This is a genomic window from Pseudomonas abietaniphila, assembly GCF_039697315.1.
GTDB classification, from domain to species: domain Bacteria; phylum Pseudomonadota; class Gammaproteobacteria; order Pseudomonadales; family Pseudomonadaceae; genus Aquipseudomonas; species Aquipseudomonas abietaniphila_B.
This window is the reverse complement of the sequence record NZ_CP155619.1, coordinates 2606743-2628684: the sequence shown is the minus strand read 5'-3', so window position 1 is coordinate 2628684 and position 21942 is coordinate 2606743. Positions and strand designations below refer to the sequence as shown.

18 protein-coding genes, 1 tRNA gene and 1 pseudogene are annotated in these 21942 nt (G+C 59.4%); 9 read left to right on the top strand and 11 right to left on the bottom strand.

Annotated elements, in window-relative coordinates; genetic code table 11:
- Nucleotides 1–28 precede the first annotated feature (28 nt).
- From ABDX87_RS11670 to ppk2, 5 genes are all read left to right on the top strand, one after another.
- Nucleotides 29–1048 carry a 2-keto-3-deoxygluconate permease gene (locus ABDX87_RS11670; protein ID WP_346832969.1) on the top strand — a complete coding sequence of 340 codons (1020 nt, stop codon included), beginning with the start codon at nt 29–31 and terminating at the stop codon, nt 1046–1048.
- Entirely contained in the window at nt 1045–2337 is a 1293-nt protein-coding gene (locus ABDX87_RS11665; protein ID WP_346832968.1) for a four-carbon acid sugar kinase family protein, read from the top strand. The genes ABDX87_RS11670 and ABDX87_RS11665 overlap by 4 nt, the downstream gene beginning before the upstream one ends.
- On the top strand, nt 2334–3335 hold the full coding sequence (gene pdxA, locus ABDX87_RS11660; protein WP_346832966.1) for a 4-hydroxythreonine-4-phosphate dehydrogenase PdxA: 1002 nt from the start codon (nt 2334–2336) through the stop codon (nt 3333–3335). The genes ABDX87_RS11665 and pdxA overlap by 4 nt, the downstream gene beginning before the upstream one ends.
- 54 nt (nt 3336–3389) lie before the next feature.
- The gene (locus tag ABDX87_RS11655; protein WP_346832965.1) at nt 3390–4154 is read left to right on the top strand and encodes a DeoR/GlpR family DNA-binding transcription regulator; all 765 of its coding nucleotides are present in this window, start codon (nt 3390–3392) and stop codon (nt 4152–4154) included.
- A gap of 126 nt (nt 4155–4280) precedes the next feature.
- On the top strand, nt 4281–5204 hold the full coding sequence (gene ppk2 / locus ABDX87_RS11650) for a polyphosphate kinase 2 (protein WP_346832964.1): 924 nt from the start codon (nt 4281–4283) through the stop codon (nt 5202–5204).
- A 22-nt stretch (nt 5205–5226) separates the two neighbouring features.
- Here ppk2 and ABDX87_RS11645 read toward each other — a convergent pair whose 3' ends face one another.
- From ABDX87_RS11645 to ABDX87_RS11630, 4 genes and pseudogenes are all read right to left on the bottom strand, one after another.
- Nucleotides 5227–6273, bottom strand: a complete 1047-nt coding sequence (locus ABDX87_RS11645) for an FUSC family protein (RefSeq protein WP_346832963.1) — start codon at nt 6271–6273, stop codon at nt 5227–5229.
- Nucleotides 6274–6307: 34 nt separating this feature from the next.
- A complete protein-coding gene (locus ABDX87_RS11640) occupies nt 6308–7012 on the bottom strand; it encodes a YniB family protein (RefSeq protein ID WP_346832962.1) in 705 nt (234 codons plus the stop codon).
- Nucleotides 6999–7075 (bottom strand) — tRNA-Ile (locus ABDX87_RS11635). The genes ABDX87_RS11640 and ABDX87_RS11635 overlap by 14 nt, the downstream gene beginning before the upstream one ends.
- Before the next feature lie 16 nt (nt 7076–7091).
- Nucleotides 7092–10049, bottom strand: a pseudogene (locus ABDX87_RS11630) (EAL domain-containing protein); the annotation flags it as partial.
- A gap of 183 nt (nt 10050–10232) precedes the next feature.
- Between ABDX87_RS11630 and ABDX87_RS11625 the strand changes: the two are divergent.
- Nucleotides 10233–10460, top strand: a complete 228-nt coding sequence (locus tag ABDX87_RS11625) for a hypothetical protein (protein WP_346832961.1) — start codon at nt 10233–10235, stop codon at nt 10458–10460.
- A gap of 12 nt (nt 10461–10472) precedes the next feature.
- On the opposite strand, the gene rpoD is transcribed toward ABDX87_RS11625, so the two are convergent.
- The 3 genes from rpoD to rpsU all read right to left on the bottom strand — a co-directional run bounded on the left by rpoD (nt 10473) and on the right by rpsU (nt 14817).
- A complete protein-coding gene (gene rpoD / locus ABDX87_RS11620; protein WP_346832960.1) occupies nt 10473–12317 on the bottom strand; it encodes an RNA polymerase sigma factor RpoD in 1845 nt (614 codons plus the stop codon).
- 67 nt (nt 12318–12384) lie between these two features.
- Complete coding sequence (gene dnaG, locus ABDX87_RS11615) at nt 12385–14355, bottom strand: DNA primase (protein ID WP_346832959.1); 1971 nt, start codon at nt 14353–14355, stop codon at nt 12385–12387.
- Between the two features lie 246 nt (nt 14356–14601).
- Complete coding sequence (gene rpsU / locus ABDX87_RS11610) at nt 14602–14817, bottom strand: 30S ribosomal protein S21 (protein WP_002551877.1); 216 nt, start codon at nt 14815–14817, stop codon at nt 14602–14604.
- Nucleotides 14818–15013: 196 nt separating this feature from the next.
- Between rpsU and tsaD the strand changes: the two genes are divergently transcribed.
- Nucleotides 15014–16039 carry a tRNA (adenosine(37)-N6)-threonylcarbamoyltransferase complex transferase subunit TsaD gene (gene tsaD, locus ABDX87_RS11605; protein ID WP_346833494.1) on the top strand — a complete coding sequence of 342 codons (1026 nt, stop codon included), beginning with the start codon at nt 15014–15016 and terminating at the stop codon, nt 16037–16039.
- A gap of 54 nt (nt 16040–16093) precedes the next feature.
- Here tsaD and plsY read toward each other — a convergent pair whose 3' ends face one another.
- Nucleotides 16094–16663, bottom strand: a complete 570-nt coding sequence (gene plsY, locus ABDX87_RS11600) for a glycerol-3-phosphate 1-O-acyltransferase PlsY (protein WP_346832958.1) — start codon at nt 16661–16663, stop codon at nt 16094–16096.
- Nucleotides 16664–16737: 74 nt separating this feature from the next.
- Between plsY and folB the strand changes: the two genes are divergently transcribed.
- On the top strand, nt 16738–17091 hold the full coding sequence (gene folB / locus ABDX87_RS11595) for a dihydroneopterin aldolase (RefSeq protein WP_074752232.1): 354 nt from the start codon (nt 16738–16740) through the stop codon (nt 17089–17091).
- Nucleotides 17082–17609: a 2-amino-4-hydroxy-6-hydroxymethyldihydropteridine diphosphokinase gene (folK, locus tag ABDX87_RS11590; RefSeq protein WP_346832957.1), complete on the top strand. Its 528-nt coding sequence runs from the start codon at nt 17082–17084 to the stop codon at nt 17607–17609. Before folB ends, folK begins: the two co-directional genes overlap by 10 nt.
- 132 nt (nt 17610–17741) lie before the next feature.
- On the opposite strand, the gene ABDX87_RS11585 is transcribed toward folK, so the two are convergent.
- The 3 genes from ABDX87_RS11585 to ABDX87_RS11575 all read right to left on the bottom strand — a co-directional run bounded on the left by ABDX87_RS11585 (nt 17742) and on the right by ABDX87_RS11575 (nt 21873).
- Nucleotides 17742–18971 carry a multifunctional CCA addition/repair protein gene (locus ABDX87_RS11585; protein ID WP_346832956.1) on the bottom strand — a complete coding sequence of 410 codons (1230 nt, stop codon included), beginning with the start codon at nt 18969–18971 and terminating at the stop codon, nt 17742–17744.
- Nucleotides 18972–19042: 71 nt separating this feature from the next.
- On the bottom strand, nt 19043–20605 hold the full coding sequence (locus ABDX87_RS11580; RefSeq protein ID WP_346832955.1) for a SpoVR family protein: 1563 nt from the start codon (nt 20603–20605) through the stop codon (nt 19043–19045).
- Nucleotides 20602–21873, bottom strand: a complete 1272-nt coding sequence (locus ABDX87_RS11575) for a YeaH/YhbH family protein (RefSeq protein WP_346832954.1) — start codon at nt 21871–21873, stop codon at nt 20602–20604. The genes ABDX87_RS11580 and ABDX87_RS11575 overlap by 4 nt, the downstream gene beginning before the upstream one ends.
- Nucleotides 21874–21942 lie beyond the last annotated feature (69 nt).

Genomic DNA, 21942 nt, shown 5'->3' with positions numbered 1-21942 from the left:
CCCCACTATAAAAATAAGGAGTGCTCCCGTGGCCCAGATTCCTATCAAGCGCACCATTGAACGTGTACCCGGCGGCATGATGATCGTGCCCCTGCTGATCGGCTCGCTGGTCGCAACGTTTCTGCCCGACATGCCGAAGTTCTTCGGCTCGTTCACCAACGCACTGTTCACCGGTTCGCTGCCTATTCTCGCGGTGTTCTACGTGTGCATGGGCGCCAGCATCGACATCAAAGCCACGCCGTACCTGCTGAAGAAAGGGGGCGTGCTGTTTGGCACCAAGGTCGGGACCGCCATCGTGATCGGCGTGATCATGGGTCACTTCCTGGGGGAGCAGCCGATCACGGCGGGCATCTTCGCCGGGCTGTCGACGCTGGCGGTGGTCGCCGCCATGAACGACACCAACGGCGGGCTGTACATGGCACTGATGGGCCAATACGGGCGGTCCGAGGACGTCGGTGCTTATTCGGTCATGTCGCTGGAGTCCGGGCCGTTCCTGACCATGGTTACGCTGGGCGTCGCCGGATTGGCAGCCTTTCCGTGGCCTACGCTGGTGGGTGCAATCCTGCCGCTGCTTTTGGGCATGCTGCTGGGTAACCTCGACCGCGAAATGCGCGACTTCCTGGCCAAAGCCGTGCCGGTGATGATTCCGTTCTTTGCGTTGGCGCTGGGTGCGAGCCTGGACCTGCACAAGGTCTGGCAGGCAGGCTTGCTGGGCATTGGCCTGGGTCTGGCGGTGGTCGTGCTGACCGGCATTCCGCTGTATTTCGCCGACCGGGTGTCCGGCGGAACCGGCGTTGCGGGCGTCGCTGCGGCGAACACGGCGGGCAATGCGGCGGCCGTGCCCGCGCTGGTGGCGGCGGCGAATCCGATCTACACCGACGCTGCGAACTCCGCGACCCTGCTGGTGGCGGCGTGCGTGGTGGTCACCGCTGTTCTGTCGCCAATTCTCACCGCGTCCGTCGCCAAACGCTACAAAGCGCGTCACGCTGACACACTGGTGAACGACGAGCCGGTGAAGGTGACCACGGAGCGGGAGGTGGTTCGATGACATTGCTGATCATTGCCGATGATCTGTCCGGTGCGGCGGATTGCGCGATTGCCTTCGCGGGCGCCGGGTTGAGCACGGTGGTGACCCTTGATGCGTCCCATGACACAGGCGATGCGAGCGTGGTCGCCATCGATACGGACACGCGTCGGCTGTCTGCCGCGCAAGCTGGTGAACACACGTTGTCGGCGTACCGCACGCTGCTCAAACCAGGGCAGCGGCTGTACAAGAAGATCGATTCGACCTTGCGCGGCAACTGGGCTTCGGAAGTCGCAGCACTGCAGTCGTACGCGGGCCTTGCGATCGTCGCGCCCGCTTTTCCAGCGACCGGCCGCTCCACGCTGCACGGCAAGGTGCTGGTCAACGGTCAGCCACTGGAAACCACCGACACCTGGAAGCTGGAGCACGCGGACCGTTCGGCCGACATCGATACCTTGCTTGAAGGCGCAGGTCTGCGAACTGCCAAGCTGACGCTGGACACCTTGCGTGGTGACGCTGATGCGCTGGCCGCTCACATTGCCGAAATGGCCGGTAGCGATACCCAGGCGCTGATCGTCGATGCGCAAACCGCCGACGATCTAAGGACGCTGGCCATCGTCACCGCGGGTTTGTCTGCACCCCTGTTCTGGGTGGGATCCGGTGGGCTGGCGCGGGAAATCGCGGCATTGCCCGATGTGTTGCCAACGTCCGCTCAAAGCCCTGCGTTCGCACGTGAGAAACACGCACCCACATTGGTGTTGGTTGGCAGCTTGTCCGGCGTTTCCGAACGTCAATGCGCCATGCTGAAAGCGCGCGCGTCCATCGGCGAGCTCGTCGTGCCACCTGCCGTGCTGCGTCAGGGCATGGCACACGCGGATTGGGTCGGTTGGGAAGCGCGCATTGGCGAGTACCTGCATCGTGGAGAGGATCTGCTGTTGCGCATTGGCCGGGACGAGGCATTTGATCCGGCGGAAGGTGCGCGGCTGTCGACCCTGCTGGCCGCGCTGGTGCGACCTCACTTCGCCCATGTCGGCGGTCTGGTCGCCACGGGAGGAGAAACCGCGCGCGCCATGCTCGAAGCGGTGGGAATCGGCAGCCTGCAACTGCTCTGTGAAATCGAGGCGGGTGTTGCATTCGGGCGCCCGATCGCCACACGCGAAGGCCATCGCCCCGGTGTTGTCACCAAAGCCGGTGCGTTCGGCACGGACCACGCGCTCTACGCGGCGTGGCTGCACATGAATAACGCTGTAGAGCCTGCGGAATACGCCGCAGGCTCGGTCACGAATCCTGCGCTACTAGGTAAACAATCATGAGTAACTATTTGCCGATCATTGGCATCACCATGGGCGACGCCGCAGGCGTAGGTCCGGAAATCATCGTCAAGAGCCTGACCCACGAGGTCGTGTATCAGCAGTGCCGTCCACTGGTGATCGGCGATGCCGCTCGCCTGGAGCTGGCTAACGAAATCGTTAAAGGCAGCGCGAAGGTTCGTCGCATCAAGGAGGCGTCCGAGGCGCAATACGAGCCAGGGACCATCGACTGCATCGACCTGAACCTCATCCCTGCCGATCTGCCCTTCGGTCAGCTGTCACCGGTTGCCGGAGACGGTGCTTTTCAATACATCGCACGTGCCGTGCAACTGGCCGAAGCAGGACAAATCGACGCGATCTGCACCGCACCGCTGAATAAGGAAGCGCTGCACGCCGGTGGCCACAAATACCCGGGCCACACCGAGATGCTGGCGCATCTGACCCACGTCGACGAAGTCTCAATGATGCTGGTCGCACCGCACCTGCGGGTCATTCACGTGACCACGCACATTGGCATCATCGACGCGATCCGCAAGATCGAACCGGGCTTGGTGCAGCGCACCATCGAGCGCGGTAATGCGACGCTGATCAAAGCGGGCATCGCCAAGCCGCGTATCGGCGTGTGCGGCATCAACCCGCACGCGGGCGAGAACGGCCTGTTCGGCTATGGCGAAGAAGAAGAGAAAATTATCCCTGCGGTGAAATTGTTGCAGGCGCAAGGGTTGGATGTGACCGGTCCGCTGCCTGCCGACACGCTGTTCTTCCGCGCGGGTCGTGGCGATTTCGACCTGGTGGTCGCGATGTACCACGATCAGGGGCATGGCCCGGTGAAAGTGCTGGGGCTGGAAGCAGGCGTCAACGTCACCGTAGGCCTGGAAGTGATCCGCACCTCGGTTGACCACGGCACGGCGTTCGACATCGCCGGCAAGGGCATCGCCGATGAGCGCAGCCTGCTCGAAGCGCTGCGCCAGGGCGCTGAACTGGCCACGCGTCGGGGGTGAGGTGTCGGGCCTCGGTCGTGTAAGATCAGCGGCCTTTCCCTTACGAGGCCGTCCATGAAAGCCACCGACCGTCACCGCGCCATTCTCGAACTGGTGCGCGCCCGCGACACCAATGTCGAGCAACTGAGCGCTGCGCTTGGCGTGTCGGAAGCCACCGTGCGCCGCGACCTCACCATGCTCGCCAAGCAGCGGCATCTGGTGCGTACTCACGGCGGCGCCACGGCGCTGATCGGTGTGCATGAACCGGAAGCGTCGCTGGAAGAGCGCAAAGCGACCCAGCGCGATCAGAAAGACGTCATCGCCAAAGCGGCGGCGCTGCATGTTGACGATGGCGACACCGTGCTGCTCGACGGTGGCACCACGTGTGCGGCGCTGGCGTTGCACCTGTGTTCGCGCCAAAACGTGCACGTGGTCACCAACAACCTTCTGGCGGTCATGACGCTGGCCAACGCGCCGGGGATACGCCTGACGCTGATCGGCGGCGACCTTCGGGGTTCGAGCATGAGCACGCTCGGGCCGCTGGCTGAACTGACCTTGAGCCGCTTGAGCGTCGACAAGGCGTTCATGGGCGCCGACGGAGTGGTCGCAGAATTCGGACTGTGCGAAGCCAGCGATCAGCAGGCGTACCTCAAGGAATGCATCATCAAGCGTGCCGCGCAGGTGTTCGTCCTCGCCGATGCCGACAAACTCGGTCGCGCTCGTCAGCAACACTGGACGCCCATCGAGCGGGAATGGACGCTGATCACCTCATCCCAGGCGGATGAGCCTTTACTGGCGCCGTTTCGAGCGGTTCAGCAGATCACTGTCGAAACCGTTTAGAAAAGACACAGCCTCTGTAGGACTTTTCCTCGCAGTCATCGCTTTGTCATTCAGCTGTCACTCCCGGCATGTCTAAATCGGTCTTCTGACGTTTAGACCCTCTGAATCCAAGCCGGGAGCCCCGCCATGACCGATAGCCAGCATCTGGATTTGTCCGAAACCGCCCACTACATCCGCGCCGACATTCTCGACAGCTTCGACGAAGAGCTGGAAATGGAGTACGACGATGCGCGTCTGGACGACTTGCTCTCCGGCCTGGGCGAAGAGGTGCCAAAGGGCATTGATCGACGCGTCTACTTCCGCGAGTTGCTGCGCCTGCAGGGTGAACTGGTCAAGTTGCAGGACTGGGTCGTCAGCCAGAAGCTCAAGGTCGTGGTGTTGTTCGAAGGGCGCGACGCGGCCGGGAAGGGCGGCGCCATCAAGCGCATCACCCAACGCCTGAATCCGCGGGTTTGCCGCGTCGCCGCACTGACCGCGCCGAGCGAGCGCGAACGCACCCAGTGGTATTTCCAGCGCTACGTTTCGCACCTGCCGGCCGCCGGTGAAATGGTGCTGTTCGACCGCAGTTGGTACAACCGCGCAGGCGTCGAGCGGGTCATGGGTTTCTGCGATAACGACGAATACGAAGAGTTTTTCCGCACCGTGCCCGAGTTCGAAAAGATGCTGGTGCGCTCGGGCATCATCCTCATCAAGTACTGGTTCTCGATCACCGACGATGAGCAATACCGCCGCTTCCTCATGCGCATTCACGATCCACTGAAACAGTGGAAACTGTCGCCCATGGACCTGGAATCACGGCGTCGCTGGGAGGACTACACCCGCGCCAAAGAAGAAATGCTCACCCGCTCACACACTGACGTTGCGCCGTGGTGGATCGTTGAGGCAGATGACAAGAAGCGTGCACGCCTGAACTGCATTCACCACCTGCTGGAGCAGATCCCGCGTGGCGATGTGGAGTCGCCACAAGTGGTGCTGCCCGAGCGCGAATACAACGCCAACTACCTGCGTGCCCCGGTGCCGCGCGAGATGGTCGTGCCGTCCCGGTATTGATCGAAACCATTGACGGCGAAGATCAGATCTTCCACTGCTTCGCCGTCTTCGCCAGCCGTTGCTGAAGGCCTTCGAGGTTCAGCGCCAGTTGCCGTGTCATCAGCTGATAACCCAGTACCTCGGCTGAATCGACTGGCGTTTCCGGTCCCACCGCCAAGGACTCGGTAGAGCGCTCCAGACGTTCCGTGGCGCCCGTCTTCAAGGCCCTGGCCATACCGATAAGCATGCGCCGGATTCGACGCTGTTCGGCATTCATACCCACGTTGCCCAAGTCTGCCGGACGCAGGTTCGACAGGATTTCCAGGGTGCTCAGGCACATGCGGTAGTGGCCTTGAATGGCGTCCAGTTCGACCAGCGAAATCTTCACTTCTTTCGACACCGACGGCATCAACGAGCGCAGCTGTAGCATCGTCGCGTTGAGTCGAGCCAGCAGCTTCAAATGCTCGTCTGCGGTGATCGACTGCCCGCTGCTAATGCGCTCGTACACCTTGGCGCAATCCCGCAGCCCACTGGCCAGGTTGTAGCGCCACGAGTACACCGCGTACAGCGGCAAGGCGAACGAAAAGGCTAGCGCCAACGCGATTCCGATCAGGATATCCACCGTTCGCCAAAGGCCGTCGGTGATCGGGTTATCGCCATGGCCCGCCACGATGAACAGCGTGATCGCCGACAGCAGCGCCGTGTAACCGCCCTTGCCGATGGCGTGATACGCGAAGAAGCCACAGATCAGCGACATGACCACGTAGGTCAGCAGCGGCATCCCCAGATAGCTTTCCTGCGCCACCACGGCCAGACCCAGCGCTGCACCAATCAACGTGCCGTAAGCCCGCTCCACCGATTTCTTGCCGATATTGCCGTGATGCTGCAAACCGCCAATTACGATCAGCATGGTGACGGACGCCCATTCGCCATGGGGCAGGTGAATCCCGGTCGTGAGCAGGATCGACACCAGCAGACCGACCACGATGCGACCGGCATGAATGTAGCGCGCGTGGCGATAGCGGCGGTACGGATCCAGCAAGGGCCGCAGGACCCGGCGAAGCCAGTGAGGCAGTGAAGGCGTATTCATGGGGTTACAGACCGTGGAAATCTTGGATATATCCTTAGGTCAAGCCTGACATTTTTGTGAGCACTGCGCCGATGTACGTAATCAGCAGCCCGATCAGTAGAAGACCCGCCGGGCGTTCCCACCAGTTTTTGACCTCGCCAGGCGGCATTTGCAATGCCAGGACTGTAACGCTTGCCGGTTGATTGATGACCGTTGCAGCTTGATCCTGTGGAAGCATGGAGCGTAACCAAAGTTCGTCCCTTGCTTTTTTCCTGATGGCTGCGATGTCATCTGAAAGCTGCTTGCCACAACCGCGTATATATCCCCCGGTTCCGATGACGACCATGATCCCGAGAAACATCAATGTCTCCAGCGAGAAGGGTTGATAAACGTCCACGCGCGGAGTGATGTCCCACAGCACCTTCAAGAAGCGGGTCTTCTGGTAGGCGATCAAGCAAAGGTTTTGCAGCGTATATCCAACGCCGGAAAGGAACGTTGGCTTGAGCTGCTCCCCCAGGTCATAGATGAACAGTATCGAAAACAGGGTCAGTTGAATGAGGCCCAATAGCATGACCACCAGGCCCGATCTTTTCATTCTTGCGGCTTTTTTAATGGCTTCTGAAACCGTCATGTCGCTTCTACTTCCTTTGCTCAAGAGATTTTTCAGTGTTTTCGCATCCTGCGAGCGATCAGGGTTGCCAGATTCCTCAGCAATAAAAAAGCCGCGCAATGCGCGGCTTTGAGTATGGTGGGCCCACACGGACTCGAACCGTGGACCAAAGGATTATGAGTCCTCTGCTCTAACCAACTGAGCTATAGGCCCTCAGTCAGGCGGCGGATTATAACGACGGTTTCCGAGCTGTGCTATCCGAAAAGTCCGAAACCGTTATACGAAGAAACGTCGCGCAGAATTCTTCCGGTCGCAGGGGCAGGCTGACGATGTAGCCCTGGATCTGTTCGCAGCCTTCATCGGCGAGGAATTGCTGCTGTTCGAGGTTCTCCACCCCTTCGGCGATGACGGTCAGTTGCATGCTGCGGCCCAGGGCGATGATGGCGCGAACGATGGCGGCGTCGTGTGGGTCGTCGGGGAGGCCGCGTACGAATGACTGGTCGATTTTGAGGATGTCCAGCGGCAAGCGTTTGAGGTAGCTCAGCGAAGAGTAGCCGGTCCCGAAATCGTCGATTGCCAGTTGCACGCCAAGCTTTTTAAGGCGGTGCAGCACGGAAAGGGCTTCCTCGGTCTGCGACATGATGAAGTTCTCAGTGATCTCCAGTTGCAGGCAGCCCGGCTGAAGCTCGTACTGAGTCAGCAGTTGCTCGATGCGCGTGACCAGGTTGGGCTGGCGCAGCTGTGCCCCCGCGAGGTTCACAGACAGTGACCCGAACACGTCATACCGCTGGTTCCACTGGTACAGCTGCTGACAGGCCGTCTCGAGTACCCATTCGCCGATCTGCAGGATCATGCCGTTCTCTTCCGCCAGAGGAATGAAGCGTTCCGGTGGGACTTCTCCGAACGTGGGGTGAGTCCAGCGAATCAGAGCCTCTGCACCTACCAACCGTTGTGTCAGCAGGCTGACCTTCGGTTGGTAGGACAACGTGAACTCACTGCGCTCGATGGCGCGGCGCAGTTCGTGCTCCAGCGCAATGCGTTCGCTGGCCTGGGCGGTCAGGTCGCGGGTGTAGTTCTCGACGCGGTTACGGCCTTTGGCCTTGGAGCGGTACATCGCGGCGTCGGCATTCTTGATCAGTGTCGCGACGTCTGCTCCATCGGTGGGAAACAGCGCCGTGCCGATGCTGGTGCTGATGAAAAACTCGTGTTCCCCGGCCTGAAACGGCGCCGAAAAACTGTTCAGCAGTTTAGTGGCGATGACATCGGCATCGCCTGGCGTCTGCAGGCCGGGCAGAAGAATGATGAATTCATCGCCCCCCAGTCGCGCGACTGTGTCGATATCCCGCAGGTTTTCCTTCAGCCGTTGAGCGATGCCCTTGAGCAGCAAGTCGCCCACCGGATGGCCGAGGCTGTCGTTGATGTGCTTGAACCGGTCGAGGTCCAGAAACAGCACGGCGCCGAGGCTCTTGGCCTCTTTGCAATGGGTGAGTGCGGCGTGCAGGCGGCTTTCGAACAGGGTGCGGTTTGGCAGACCGGTCAGCGGGTCGTGGTGGGCCTGATAATCCAGTCGCGCCTGAGCCTGCTTGAGGCTGGAAATATCAGCAAAGACAGCGACGAAGTGGGTGATGAATTTGTCACGATTGCGCACCGCGCTGATGGTCAGCCAGCTCGGGTAGATTTCGCCGTTCTTGCGTCGGTTGCTGATCTCGCCCTGCCAATGGCCCTCGGCGGTCAGCTGATACCACATGGCGGCATAGAACGCGCTGTCGTGCAGGCCCGAGGCGAGCAGGCGAGGGGTTTCGCCGATCGCTTCGCTTTCGCTATAGCCGGTGATCTCACTGAAGGCCCGGTTGACCGCGTTGATGCACTGCCGGGTATCTGTGATCAGGACACCCTCAGCGGTGCTCTCGAAAACAGTGGCCGCCAATTGCAGTTTTTCCTGCATCTGGTGCCGCTCGGTGATGTCCCGGGCAATGGTCAGCATGCAATCTTCACCACCGATCGGCAGCGGTCGCGATGATATTTCGCACAGCCTGATCTGACCGTCCCTGCGACGAATGTGGGTGGTGAAGTCTTTGACGAACCCGTCGCGATTCAGCTGCTCAAGCAACTGCTGGCGCTCGTTGAGGTCGACCCAGATCCCCAGGTCCAGTGTCGTACGGTCCAGTGAAAGTGCGCTGTGATAGCCCGTAATGCGGCTGAAGCCATCGTTGATCTCCACCAGCAAGCCGTCGCTTTGCCGTGAAATCAGCAGGCCGTCGGGGGAGGAGTGAAAGGCTTTGGCGAACTTTTCCTCGGACATTTGCAGCTGCTGCTGAGCTTCCTTGAGCGGGGTGATGTCGCGCACGACCACGACGACCGCCGCCGTAGAGTCCAGATCGAATGGCTCAGCCGATAACAGGCCGGTAAACGTCTGTCCGTTATGGCGCCGGAAGGGCATTTCCAGGTTTCGGATGCTGCCTTTTTGCAGGCGCTGCAGCAGGCTTGGACCAATGTCCGGAATCCCCCAGATGTTCAGCTCGCCTGGCGTTTTCCCGATGATCTCGCGGGCGGTCAGGCCGATCTGTTCAACGAAGGCCTGGTTGGCTTCCAGGAAGCAGCCATCCGACAGTCGTGCGATCACCAGGATGTCCGGGCATTGGGCAAACACCGAGGCAAATTTGCCCTCAGACAGGCGCAAGGCTTCTTCGGTTTGCTTGGCTTCGCTGATGTCGATCATGAGGCCGCGCATGACGGGCTCGCGGCCATAGGAGATGAGGCTGACGATATCCCGCACCCAGACCACTCTGCCGTCGGCGCTGATGACGCGGTAATCCACGCTGTGATCATTGCCAAGGGTTGTTTGCTGATTGCAGTAGGTTTCGGCCTGCTCCAGATCGGCCGGGTGCACGATGCTGCGCCAGAAGCCCGGTCGGCGCCATTGATGAAGTGGATAGCCAAGCAGGTTCTCGGCGTGCGGAGAAACGTAGTTGTAGGAATAGTCGTGCGTGTTGGCTTCCCAGGCGATAGCCGACAAGCTTTCGATCATGCCGCGATAGTGATACTCGCTGCTGCGAAGTTCCTGTTCGAGCGCCACGCGTCTTGAGATTTCCGAGCTGAGGCGCCGGTTGATGCGCACGACCACCGCCAGGATCGACGACAGCAACAGCAGGCCGGGAAGGCCGTAGAGCAGGAAGTCGCGCCAGAAACGCAGAGGTTCCGGCGAGGAGGCAGGGAGCGTATTGGCAGACGTTGGTGGAAGTTCGACCCCTGCTGCGTACAAATGACCGCTGATGCTCGGAAGGTGATCCTCCGAGGCCTCCTGTGCACGGTCGTCGCTTGGGTGTTCGATGTCGGGCAATGCAGCGTCCGTACTCTGCATTGATTTCTCATGCATGCCCTGCGAGGTCGTTTCCCCTTGGGGAAGAACCTGAGCGTCGACGTTCGCCGACCCCATCAAGCACAAGAAAACAATGGCCGGCATCCAAAACATGGCAGCCTCAATAGTTTCAACGGTGAGAATGAGTCGAGTGTAGTCGGGCTGGAGGAAGGTGGCACACTGCCGGAATTTTATTCTTTAAAACGCAAAACCCCCGGCATGGCCGGGGGTTTTGGTTGACGCGTTTTTCGCTTACTCGTCCAGGAACGAACGCAGATGTTCGCTTCGGGTCGGGTGGCGCAGCTTGCGCAGCGCCTTGGCTTCGATCTGACGGATACGCTCACGGGTTACATCGAACTGCTTACCGACTTCCTCGAGGGTGTGGTCAGTATTCATGTCGATACCGAAACGCATGCGCAGAACCTTGGCTTCGCGGGCGGTGAGGCCCGACAGCACTTCGCGCGTCGCTTCTTTCAAGCTTTCAACGGTGGCGACATCGATTGGCGACTGCATGGTCGAGTCTTCGATGAAGTCACCCAAATGCGAATCTTCGTCGTCACCGATCGGGGTTTCCATGGAGATCGGCTCTTTTGCGATCTTCAATACCTTGCGGATTTTGTCCTCAGGCATTTCCATGCGTTCGCCCAGCTCTTCCGGCGTCGGTTCACGACCCATTTCCTGCAGCATCTGGCGGGAAATACGGTTGAGCTTGTTGATCGTCTCGATCATGTGCACCGGAATACGGATGGTGCGGGCCTGGTCGGCGATCGAGCGAGTGATCGCCTGACGGATCCACCAGGTGGCATAAGTCGAGAACTTGTAACCACGACGGTATTCGAACTTGTCCACCGCTTTCATCAAGCCGATGTTGCCTTCCTGGATCAGATCGAGGAATTGCAGGCCGCGGTTGGTGTACTTCTTGGCGATCGAGATCACCAGACGCAAGTTCGCTTCAACCATCTCTTTCTTCGCGCGGCGGGCCTTGGCCTCACCGATCGACATGCGACGGTTGATGTCTTTGATTTCCAGAACGGTCAGGCCGGTTTCTTCTTCCAGCGCTGTCAGCTTCTGCTGGCAACGTTGAATGTCGGCTTGCAGACGGCCAATGGCTTCGGCGTATTTGCTCTTGCCTTTGGCCAGCGCGTCGGTCCAGCTCTGATCGACTTCGTTGCCCGGGAACTGGCGCAGGAAGTCGGCGCGCGGCATGCGTGCATCACGTACACACAGCTGCATGATGGCGCGTTCTTGTGCACGCAGACGCTCCAAGGCGCTGCGAACACGCTCGACCAGGCCTTCAAACTGTTTCGGAACCAGTTTGATCGGCATGAACAGCTCGGCCAGAGCCAGAAGCTCTTCGTTGGCCTGCTTGCTGCCGCGACCGTGCTTTTTCAGAGCCTTGAGAGCGATTGCCATCTGATCGGAAACGGCACCGAAGCGCTGGGCAGCAACGACAGGGTCCGGACCGCTTTCGGCCTCTTCCTCGTCCTCGCCATCAGACTCTTCGTCGTCATCGTCAGCGACGTCAGTCTTCTCGGCTTTCTGATCGATCGGCGGAGGGACTTCGGCTGGCGGCGCAATGCCGTCGTCCGGGTCGATATAGCCGCTCAGAACGTCGGACAGGCGACCACCTTCGGTGGTAACCCGAGTGTATTCGGAGAGAATGTGCTCGACCGTGCCCGGGAAGTGCGCGATAGCGCCCATCACTTCACGGATGCCTTCTTCGATACGTTTGGCGATTTCGATCTCGCCTTCACGTGTCAGAAGCTCGACCGTACCCATTTCGCGCATATACATGCGCACAGGGTCAGTCGTGCGACCGATGTCGGTTTCGACTGCCGCCAACGCTGCGGCTGCTTCTTCAGCGGCCGCTTCGTCAGTGTCAGCTTCGGCCAACAGAAGGGCGTCCGCATCCGGAGCACTCTCGAATACGTTGATCCCCATGTCGTTAATCATGCGGATGATGTCTTCCACCTGTTCCGGATCTGAAATATCCTCCGGCAGGTGGTCGTTGACCTCCGCGTAAGTCAGGTAACCCTGCTCACGACCACGGCTGATCAACTCTTTGAGGCGAGACTGCTGTTGCGCTTTTCCGGACATAACACCCTATCCACTGAAGGTCTTGGCGGGCAAAAAACAAGCCGAGGATTATACCCGAGCTAGGACCTCACGCGCCAGTTGAGGTCGGGGTTTGTGCAGGAACTTTGCGATTTAACAGGTTGAGAAGCTGAACTTTTTCATCTGCGCTCAACCCGGTCTGCCGTTCCTTCCTGATCAATTGATCCAGGCTTCGCTCGCGTTGGCGGGCGGACAAGCTAGTTATAGTGTCGAAAAACTGTTGTTCAAGGTTATCGGCCGAGATCAGCCATTCCTTTTCCGCCAGTTGTCTTAATAATCGTCCCTGATCCGTCCCGTGCCAGCGAGCGATCAATTGCAGCGATCGCAGCTTGGGATTTTTTTGCAGCGCTTCGAGCAATGCCACCAGCAGTTGCGAGTAAACGTTGTCTTCGGCTGCAAAATGGCTCGCATCTTCCACTTTCTGCGACAGTTCAGGGTGATGCAGTAGCGTCCTGAGTGCTGTCAGTGTAGGCGGCTCAACCGTTGCCGGTGTACGTGGTGCTCGAGGTTCGAAGTCGGGCCGCTTGCCGTTCCTGTCCCATTTCTTGCCCTTTTCCCAAGGCTTGTTTTCCCACTTTTTCTGCTGACCGCCAGGCGCTTTCGGGGTCCATTCCTGCTGAGCTTCGTACGCGTCGTGCGGTTGATAGTCGCTGTAATCGGGCACTGAATCGTAGTCGAATCCCGGATCGTAGGCGGGCGGCGCTTCGGGCGGCGCGCTCTGGACCAACTGATTCACGGCTGCCGTGTCCAGGCCGGTAATCTCCTTGAGGCGGCGGCGCATCAATTCGCGCAGGTTGGCGCCGGGCACCTTTTCGATCAGCGGCGCTGCCAGCGTCACCATGTGCGCCTTGCCTTCCAGCGAGCGTGGATCAGCTTCCTTGGTCAGTTGCTCAAAGAAGTAATCAGCCAGCGGTTGTGCATGCTGGTTGATCCGTGCCTTGAACGCATCCGTGCCTTCGGCGCGAACCAGTGTGTCCGGGTCTTCGCCTTCCGGCAGAAACAGAAACCGGGCACGTCGGCCATCCTGCAGACTGGAAAGTGTTGCCTCCAGCGCGCGCCAGGCGGCGTTGCGGCCCGCCTGATCACCGTCGAAACAGAACAGCACGTTGGGTACGACGCGAAACAGGCGCTTCAAATGTTCTTCGCTGGTTGCGGTGCCCAAGGTCGCCACGGCGTTGCGCAGGCCTTGCTGCGCGAGGGCGATGACGTCCATGTAGCCTTCGACAACGATGATCTCGTCAAGGTTGCGATTGTGTTTGCGCGCCTCGAACAGGCCGTAAAGCTCTTGGCCTTTGTGAAAGACCGGTGTCTCCGGCGAGTTCAGATATTTGGGTTTGTCATCACCCAATACGCGACCACCAAAGGCGATGACTCGACCACGGCTGTCGCGGATGGGAAACATCACCCGGTCGCGGAATCGGTCATAACGTTTGCCGGTCTCGGCGTTTTCAATCAGCAAGCCGGCATCGATCATGGCTTTCTGCTGAAGGGTGTCGCTGCTCAGGTGTTTGTAGAGATTGTCCCAACCGGGCGGGGCGAACCCCAGTCCGAAGTCGCGTGCAATCTCGCCGGAAAGGCCGCGGCCCTTCAGGTAATCTACGGCCGACTTGCGCGTCGGGTGGCTTTTCAGCGCGGCGCGATAAAACTCGGCGGCAGCTGTGAGCAATGGGTAAAGCGGCGAATCCGTAGGTTGTCTGGGCTTTTGGCCTTTGACGCCCTGTTCGCGAGGCACTTCCATGCCAGCGGCTTTCGCCAGGTCCTCGACGGCCTGGGGGAAATCCAGGTTGTCGTGATCCATGATGAAGCCGAGGGCGTTTCCGCCTGCGCCGCAACCGAAGCAGTAGTAGAACTGTTTATCCGGGCTGACGCTGAACGACGGTGTCTTTTCCTTGTGGAAAGGACAGCACGCACTGAAGTTCTTGCCGGTTTTCTTTAATTGAACGCGCGAGCTGACAACATCGACGATGTCGGTGCGGTTCAGAAGGTCGTCAATAAAACCTTGGGGAATCAGTCCGGCCATGGCGTTCTCATCATCAGGCGCCCCGCCAGAAAGATCGTGGCGAATCCAAAGCGTAACGACGGTTGCTTGGTCAGTGTAGACGGGTCAACGCGGCCTGAATCAGGCTGGAAGAGTTCGACGGGGTGTGTCTCGGTCGCATCTGCGGCGTCGACAGCCTCTGTCTGTGCTGCTTGAGGCTAAAACTGCAACTGCCGGCAGCCCGGCTTTGGGGCCGGGCGAGGCAGAAGCTTGCGACAGACGTCTGTATTAATACAGACGAACGGCGCGGCGCTGTTCGCGCTGAACTTTCTTGGCGTGACGCTTAACAGCAGCAGCTGCTTTACGCTTACGCTCAGAAGTCGGCTTCTCGTAAAATTCGCGGCTACGAACTTCAGCCAGAACACCGGCTTTTTCGCAGGAGCGCTTGAAACGACGCAGAGCTACGTCGAAGGGTTCGTTCTCTTTAACTTTGACGGCTGGCATCCAGAGCTACCTTCATTCATTACCGGGGTCAACGCCTCGTGCAACGCTTGCACTAAGTACGTCGGTTTTTAAGGGTTGCGGATGTTAACCCCTCGCCGCGAGGAATGCAAAGCCTCTGATCGAAAACCGCTGGTCGCAGGCATGAGCGGCGACTATTATGCGCGCCTTCGAATTTGGCCTCTACAAGGCGTACCCCATGCTAGTACTGGGATTGGAAACCTCCTGTGACGAGACCGGCGTTGCGCTGTACGACAGCGAACGCGGCCTGCTTGCCGATGCATTGTTCAGCCAGATCGACCTGCACCGTATCTATGGTGGCGTCGTGCCTGAGCTCGCGTCCCGAGATCACGTAAAACGCATGCTGCCCTTGATTCGTCAGGTGGTTGCCGAGGCGGACTGTGCCGTCACCGAGATCGATGCGATCGCTTACACGGCCGGTCCCGGCCTTGTCGGCGCCCTGCTGGTAGGCGCTTCCTGCGCTCAGGCACTGGCGTTTGCCTGGGACATTCCCGCCCTCGGTGTTCATCACATGGAAGGTCATCTTCTGGCCCCGATGCTGGAAGAGCAGCCGCCCGAGTTTCCGTTCGTCGCTTTGTTGGTTTCGGGCGGTCATACCCAGCTGGTTCGGGTCGACGGGATCGGTCTTTATGAGCTGTTGGGCGAGACGCTGGATGATGCGGCCGGTGAGGCGTTCGACAAGACCGCCAAGATGATGGGCCTGAATTATCCAGGCGGTCCTGAAATTTCCCGTCTGGCACTCAAAGGCGTTGCGGGGCGTTTCACGTTCCCGCGCCCGATGACGGATCGTCCTGGACTGGATTTCAGTTTCAGTGGCTTGAAAACCTTTGCCCTGAACACTTGGCAGCAATGCCAGAGCGCTGGGGACGACGGTGAGCAAACCCGTTGCGACATCTCGCTGGCCTTCCAGGAGGCGGTGGTGGAGACTCTGACCATCAAGTGCAAGCGTGCGTTGAAGCAAGCTGGCATGAAGCGGCTGGTGATCGCCGGTGGCGTCAGCGCGAACAAGGCATTGCGTCAATCACTGGAGAAAATGCTGAGTGGTCTGGGCGGCAACGTGTATTACGCACGTCCTGAGTTCTGTACTGATAACGGCGCGATGATCGCGTTTGCCGGTTGCCAGCGGTTGCAGGCGGGTCAGAAAGAAGGCCTGAGCATCAGCGTGCAGGCTCGCTGGCCGATGGAGCAGTTACCGGGTCTGTAAGGCGGGTTTCGTTTGATGAAAAAGGCTCGGATGAGCCTTTTTCATCTTTTGCACTCAGAAATGCCGTTCGCGCCCGGCAAACAGGTCGCGTAGATTGCCGCGATGTCGCCATACGATCAGCAGCGTCAGCAGGGTCATGGGCAGCAGCGCATGAGGCTCCTGCCAAGCGAGCAGTGGCAAGGTCAGCGGAGTGGCAATCAGCGAGGCCAGTGAGCTGGTGCGGGTCAGGTAGAACGTCAGCAGCCAGGCAGCAATCGCCAGCAGAGCGGCAGGCGGGTACAAGCCCAGCAGCATGCCGGCCGCGGTCGCTACGCCTTTGCCGCCCCGGAAGCGGAAGTACAGCGGAAAGAGATGACCGAGGACCGCGCAGAGCCCGATCCAGGCTTGTTCGCGAGGGTCGAGCCCGATCCCGCTGGCCATCAGCACAGGGATCAGACCTTTGCAGACGTCACCAATCAGGGTCAGGATAGCGAGCTTCTTGCCGGCCAGGCGCAGCATGTTGGTTGCGCCGGCGTTGCCCGAGCCGCTGGCACGCGGGTCCGGGCTGCCGGTGATGCGGCTGAGCAGGATGGCAAAGGACAGCGAGCCGAGCAGGTAGGCGAGGATCGCCAGTAACCAAAACATGCTAACCATTCCGGGCGGGGATGCCTTGATTCTAACGGCGCATCGCGCCCTTGTCGTGTAACGGAGAGAAAGGCTTGGACAGAGTTTTCATTGAGGGTCTGGAAGTCGATACGGTGATCGGCGCCTACGACTGGGAGCGCGGCATTCGCCAGTGCTTGCGTCTGGACCTGAGTTTTGCCTGGGACAACCGGCCGGCTGCGGCGGGTGATGACCTGAGCAAGGCGCTCGACTATGCCAGCGTTTCCGCTCGCATCCAGGCCTTTGCCGAAGCGGCGCAGTATCAGTTGGTCGAAACGTTTGCCGAGCGTCTGGCCGAAGTGCTGATGAGCGAGTTCAACATTCCCTGGCTGCACCTCAAACTGACCAAGCCGGGAGCCGTGCCAGCGGCCAAGGGCGTGGGTGTGGAGATCGAGCGCGGATGCCGCTGACACGAATTTTCCTGGGGCTGGGCAGCAATATCGACCGGGAGCGGCATTTGTGCGCCGGGCTGGACGCGTTGGCCGGTTTCCTGACCGACATGACCTGTTCGCCGGTGTTCGAAAGTCACCCGGTGGGCATCAAGAGCGGGCCGTTTTTCAATCTGGTGGTGTCGGCGCTGACCGACCTGCCTTTGATCGAACTGGACCGTCGCCTGAAATTCATTGAGGCCGACAACGGTCGCTATGCGCCGGATCGTAAAGGCCTGCCGCTGGACATCGACGTGCTGCTGTACGACGAACAGGTGGGCAATTTCGATGGTCTGGTATTGCCACGCGCCGAAATTCTGAAAAACGCCTTCGTGCTCTGGCCGCTGTCGTTGATTGCGCCCGAGCGTCTGCATCCTGCGGTCGGTGTGCCATTTGAGCGGCTGTGGGCCGAGGCGCAGATTGATCAGAAGCTCTGGCCGGTCGCCTTTGAGTGGCGCGCAGCGCAGTTGACGCCTGCTTCGCTGCTGGCGTCGGTTTAGAGAGCACGGAACGCCTGTGGGAGCGAATTCATTCGCGAGAGGCAGGCGCATCCGACACATAGGTGTCGTCTGATAAAGATTCGTGAATGAATTCGCTCCGACAGGAACGAACGTCAGGCGTGATCGATACGTTTACCCCTGATACGACGCCTTATAGACCATCAGCGTGTCGAGCCGCTCACGCTTGAGCGCTTCCCCGAGTTCCTGTCCCTGATATCCCTTGTCCAGCAGCGGCTGAACGGCCACGTGTCGAGCCGCTTCGGCTGCGCCGCGCAAATACTCTGCCTGTGGATAACTCCGGTTTTCAAAGCCCTTGCGGCCTCGCGCGTCCATTTCGCAGGCGACGATGAACTCTTCGAACCGTTGCGGACGGCGGTAAACGTCAAACGTCTGCAGCAAATCGAGCAAGGTTGATGGCTTTAGCTCCAGCGCACGATGCCCGTGCGTGTGGTACTGGCCGACCAGCAGCGCCAGTTCCTGGCAATCCCTTGGTACCTTGAAGCGCAGGTTCACGGCCTTGATGGCCTTCAACCCTTTGTGTTCGTGGGCGATATGGCGAGGCCATTCCTCTTCCGGTGTCAGGCCTTTGCCCAGGTCATGCAGCAGGCACGCCCAGCGAACGCTTAAGGGCTGATGATGAAGCGCGGACTGATGCAGAACGCTCAGGACATGCAGACCCGTATCGATCTCCGGGTGATGCGCTTCCGGTTGAGGCACCCCGAACAGCGCGTCGATCTCTGGCATCAGGACCTTGAGCGCGCCGCATTCGCGCAGCACCTCGATGAATACCTGGGGTTCACGCTCCATCAGCGCGCGGGAAATTTCCTTCCAGCTGCGCTCGGGCGTCAGGGCTTCCAGTTCGCCGGATGCGCTGAGCTCGCGCATCAGCGCCACGGTCTCAGGCGCGATGGTGAACCCGTCGGGCGCATAGCGGGCGGCGAAGCGGGCAACGCGCAGCACACGGAGTGGATCTTCTGCAAACGCCGGGGAAACGTGGCGCAAAATGCGAGCTTCGAGGTCCCGTTGACCGTGATAAGGGTCAGTCAGGTGGCCATCTTTGTCTTCCGCGATCGCATTGATCGTGAGGTCGCGCCGAATCAGGTCCTCTTCAAGAGTGACGTCCGGGTCGGTGTGAAACACGAAGCCGCCGTAGCCCCGTCCGGTCTTGCGCTCGGTGCGTGCCAGCGCGTATTCCTCGCCGGTGAGCGGGTGCAGAAACACCGGAAAATCCGTCCCGACCGGACGATAGCCTTTGATCATCATTTCGTCGGTTGTCGCGCCGACGACCACCCAGTCGGTATCGGCGACAGGTTTGCCAAGCAGGCGATCGCGAACGGCCCCGCCAACTTTATAGATCTGCATAAAAAAACCTCCGTAAGCGCGACAGGATAAACCTTAAGTCGCGCGTGCGGAGGTGGGAATCGCTTTATCGTTTAGAGGTGAACGACGGCCAGATCGAGCCGGGGATATTCACTGTCAGCGTGCTCGCTTCTCGGTGGCACGTGGTGGGTCTTCATGATCTGATCGCCTTGCAGCGTTTCAAGATGAATGTCGAAACCCCACAAGCGATGCAGGTGTTTGAGGACCTCGTCGGTGGAATCGCCCAAGGGTTTGCGGTCATGTTGTTGATGGCGCAGGGTCAGCGAGCGATCGCCACGGCGGTCGATGCTGTAAATCTGCACGTTCGGTTCACGGTTACCCAGGTTGTACTGCGCGGCCAAGGTTTCGCGAATGATCCTGTAACCGGTTTCGTCGTGGATCGCCGGCACCAGCAAGTCGTCCTTCTGGTCATCGTCCAGGATGCTGAACAGTTTCAGGTCGCGGATGACCTTCGGTGACAGGTATTGCAGGATGAAGCTCTCGTCCTTGAAGCTGCTCATCGCAAACTTCACGGCCGTCAGCCAATCGGTGCCCGCCAGGTCCGGGAACCAGCGGTAATCTTCTTCGGTAGGGTGTTCGCACATCCTCCGAATGTCCTGATACATGGCGAAACCCAACGTATAGGGATTGATACCGCTGTAGTACGGGCTGTCGAATCCGGGTTGGAAGACCACGCTGGTATGGGACTGCAGGAATTCGAGCATGAATCCGTCAGTGACCAGGCCTTCGTCGTACAGGTCGTTCATCAGCGTGTAGTGCCAGAACGTCGCCCAGCCCTCGTTCATGACCTGCGTCTGACGCTGTGGGTAAAAATACTGGGCGATTTTGCGCACGATGCGCACGACTTCTCGCTGCCAAGGCTCAAGCAGCGGGGCGTGTTTTTCGATGAAATAGAGGATGTTTTCCTGCGGTTCGGCAGGGAAGCGTGCACCGTCCTCCTTGTCGTTTTTGCTGGCGTTCTTCGGAATGGTGCGCCACAGGTCGTTGATCTGCTTTTGCAGATGCTCTTCCCGGTCTTTCTGGCGACGGCGTTCCTCTTCGGCCGAAATGGGATAGGGGCGTTTGTAGCGGTCAACGCCGTAGTTCATCAGCGCGTGGCAGGAGTCGAGCAAATCCTCCACGGCGTCGATGCCGTGGCGTTCTTCGCACTGCATGATGTACTGCTTGGCGAACACCAGGTAATCGATGATCGAGCTGGCATCGGTCCAGGTGCGGAACAGGTAGTTGCCTTTGAAGAAGCTGTTGTGACCATAGCAAGCATGAGCCACCACCAGCGCCTGCATGCAGATGGTGTTTTCTTCCATCAAGTAAGCGATGCACGGGTCGGAGTTGATGACGATCTCGTAAGCCAGGCCCATCTGGCCACGGGAATAGGATTTCTCGGTGCTGAGGAAATGCTTGCCGTAGGACCAGTGGTGATAACCCAACGGCATACCCACCGAGGCATAGGCATCCATCATCTGCTCGGCGGTGATTACCTCGATCTGGTTAGGGTAAGTGTCCAGCGCGTAACGTTCGGCAATACGGCTGATTTCCCGGTCGTAGGCCTGGATCAGCTCGAACGTCCACTCTGAACCCGTGGAAAGAGGTTGGCGCTTCTGCTCTCTAGCGGTCATGTCACTAACCTGCGCTGGAAGAGTTCACGGAATACCGGATAAATATCACCGGCAGAAACCAGCTGCTGCTGGGCGAACGTGTCGGCGAAGGCTTCACCGATGCGCTCGTATTCGAACCACAGCGCCTGATGTTCGCGCGGGGTAATTTCGACGTAAGTGTAGTACTGCACGAACGGCATGATCTGTTTGATCAGAATGTCCCGGCAGATGGGTGAGTCGTCATTCCAGTTGTCACCGTCCGATGCCTGGGCCGCGTAGATGTTCCACTCGTTGGTGGGGTAGCGCTCAGCCATGATCTCCTGCATCAGTTTCAATGCGCTGGAGACGATGGTGCCGCCGGTTTCACGGGAATAGAAAAACTCCTCTTCGTCAACTTCCCGGGCGCTGGTGTGGTGACGGATGAACACCACTTCAATCTTGTCGTAGTTCCGCTTCAGGAACAGGTACAGCAGGATGAAGAAGCGTTTGGCGATGTCCTTCGTGGCCTGCGTCATCGAACCAGAGACGTCCATCAGGCAGAACATGACCGCTTTTGAACTGGGATTGGGTTGCTTGACCAGCAGGTTGTATTTGAGGTCGAAGGTGTCCAGATAAGGCACGCGTTTGATACGGGCCTGCAGCCGCTGAGCTTCAACCTCAAGCTCTTGAATATCGCCGAAATTGTCGGGTTCTTCGCGTTTCAGGCGCTCAAGTTCCGCGAGTACTTCCCTAAGCTTGGCGCGGCTGCTGCCGGACAATGCAATGCGACGTGCGTGTGCCGACCGCAGGGTGCGGATGATGTTGATGCGCGACGGGTTGCCTTCATTGCTGATGCCCGCACGCACGGTCTTGAAGGTGTCGGTGCCGGTCAGATTGCGTTTCACCAAGTTAGGCAGTTCGAGGTCTTCGAACATGAATTCGAGAAATTCTTCCTGAGTGATCTGGAAGACGAATTCGTCCATGCCTTCGCCGGAATTACTCGCTTTGCCGGGGCCTTTGCCTCCACCGCCTCCTTGCGGGCGGGCAATGTGTTCGCCTGATGTAAATTCCTTGTTGCCAGGGTGGACGACGGTTTGTTTGCCACCGCGCCCATGGTGCAGCACCGGTTCGTCGATGTCGCGACCGGGAATGCTGATCTGTTCGCCATGCTCCATGTCGGTGATGGAGCGGCGGCTGACGGCTTCTTCGACTGCTTTCTTGATGTGGTCACGATACCGGCGCAGAAAGCGCTGCCGATTCACCGTGCTCTTGTTCTTGCCATTGAGACGTCGGTCGATCACATAGCTCATAGGCCCTCCGGGCAGCTACAAGAAAAAATCAGCCACAAGCTGCAAGCTGATCCGGACCAGGCATTCAGA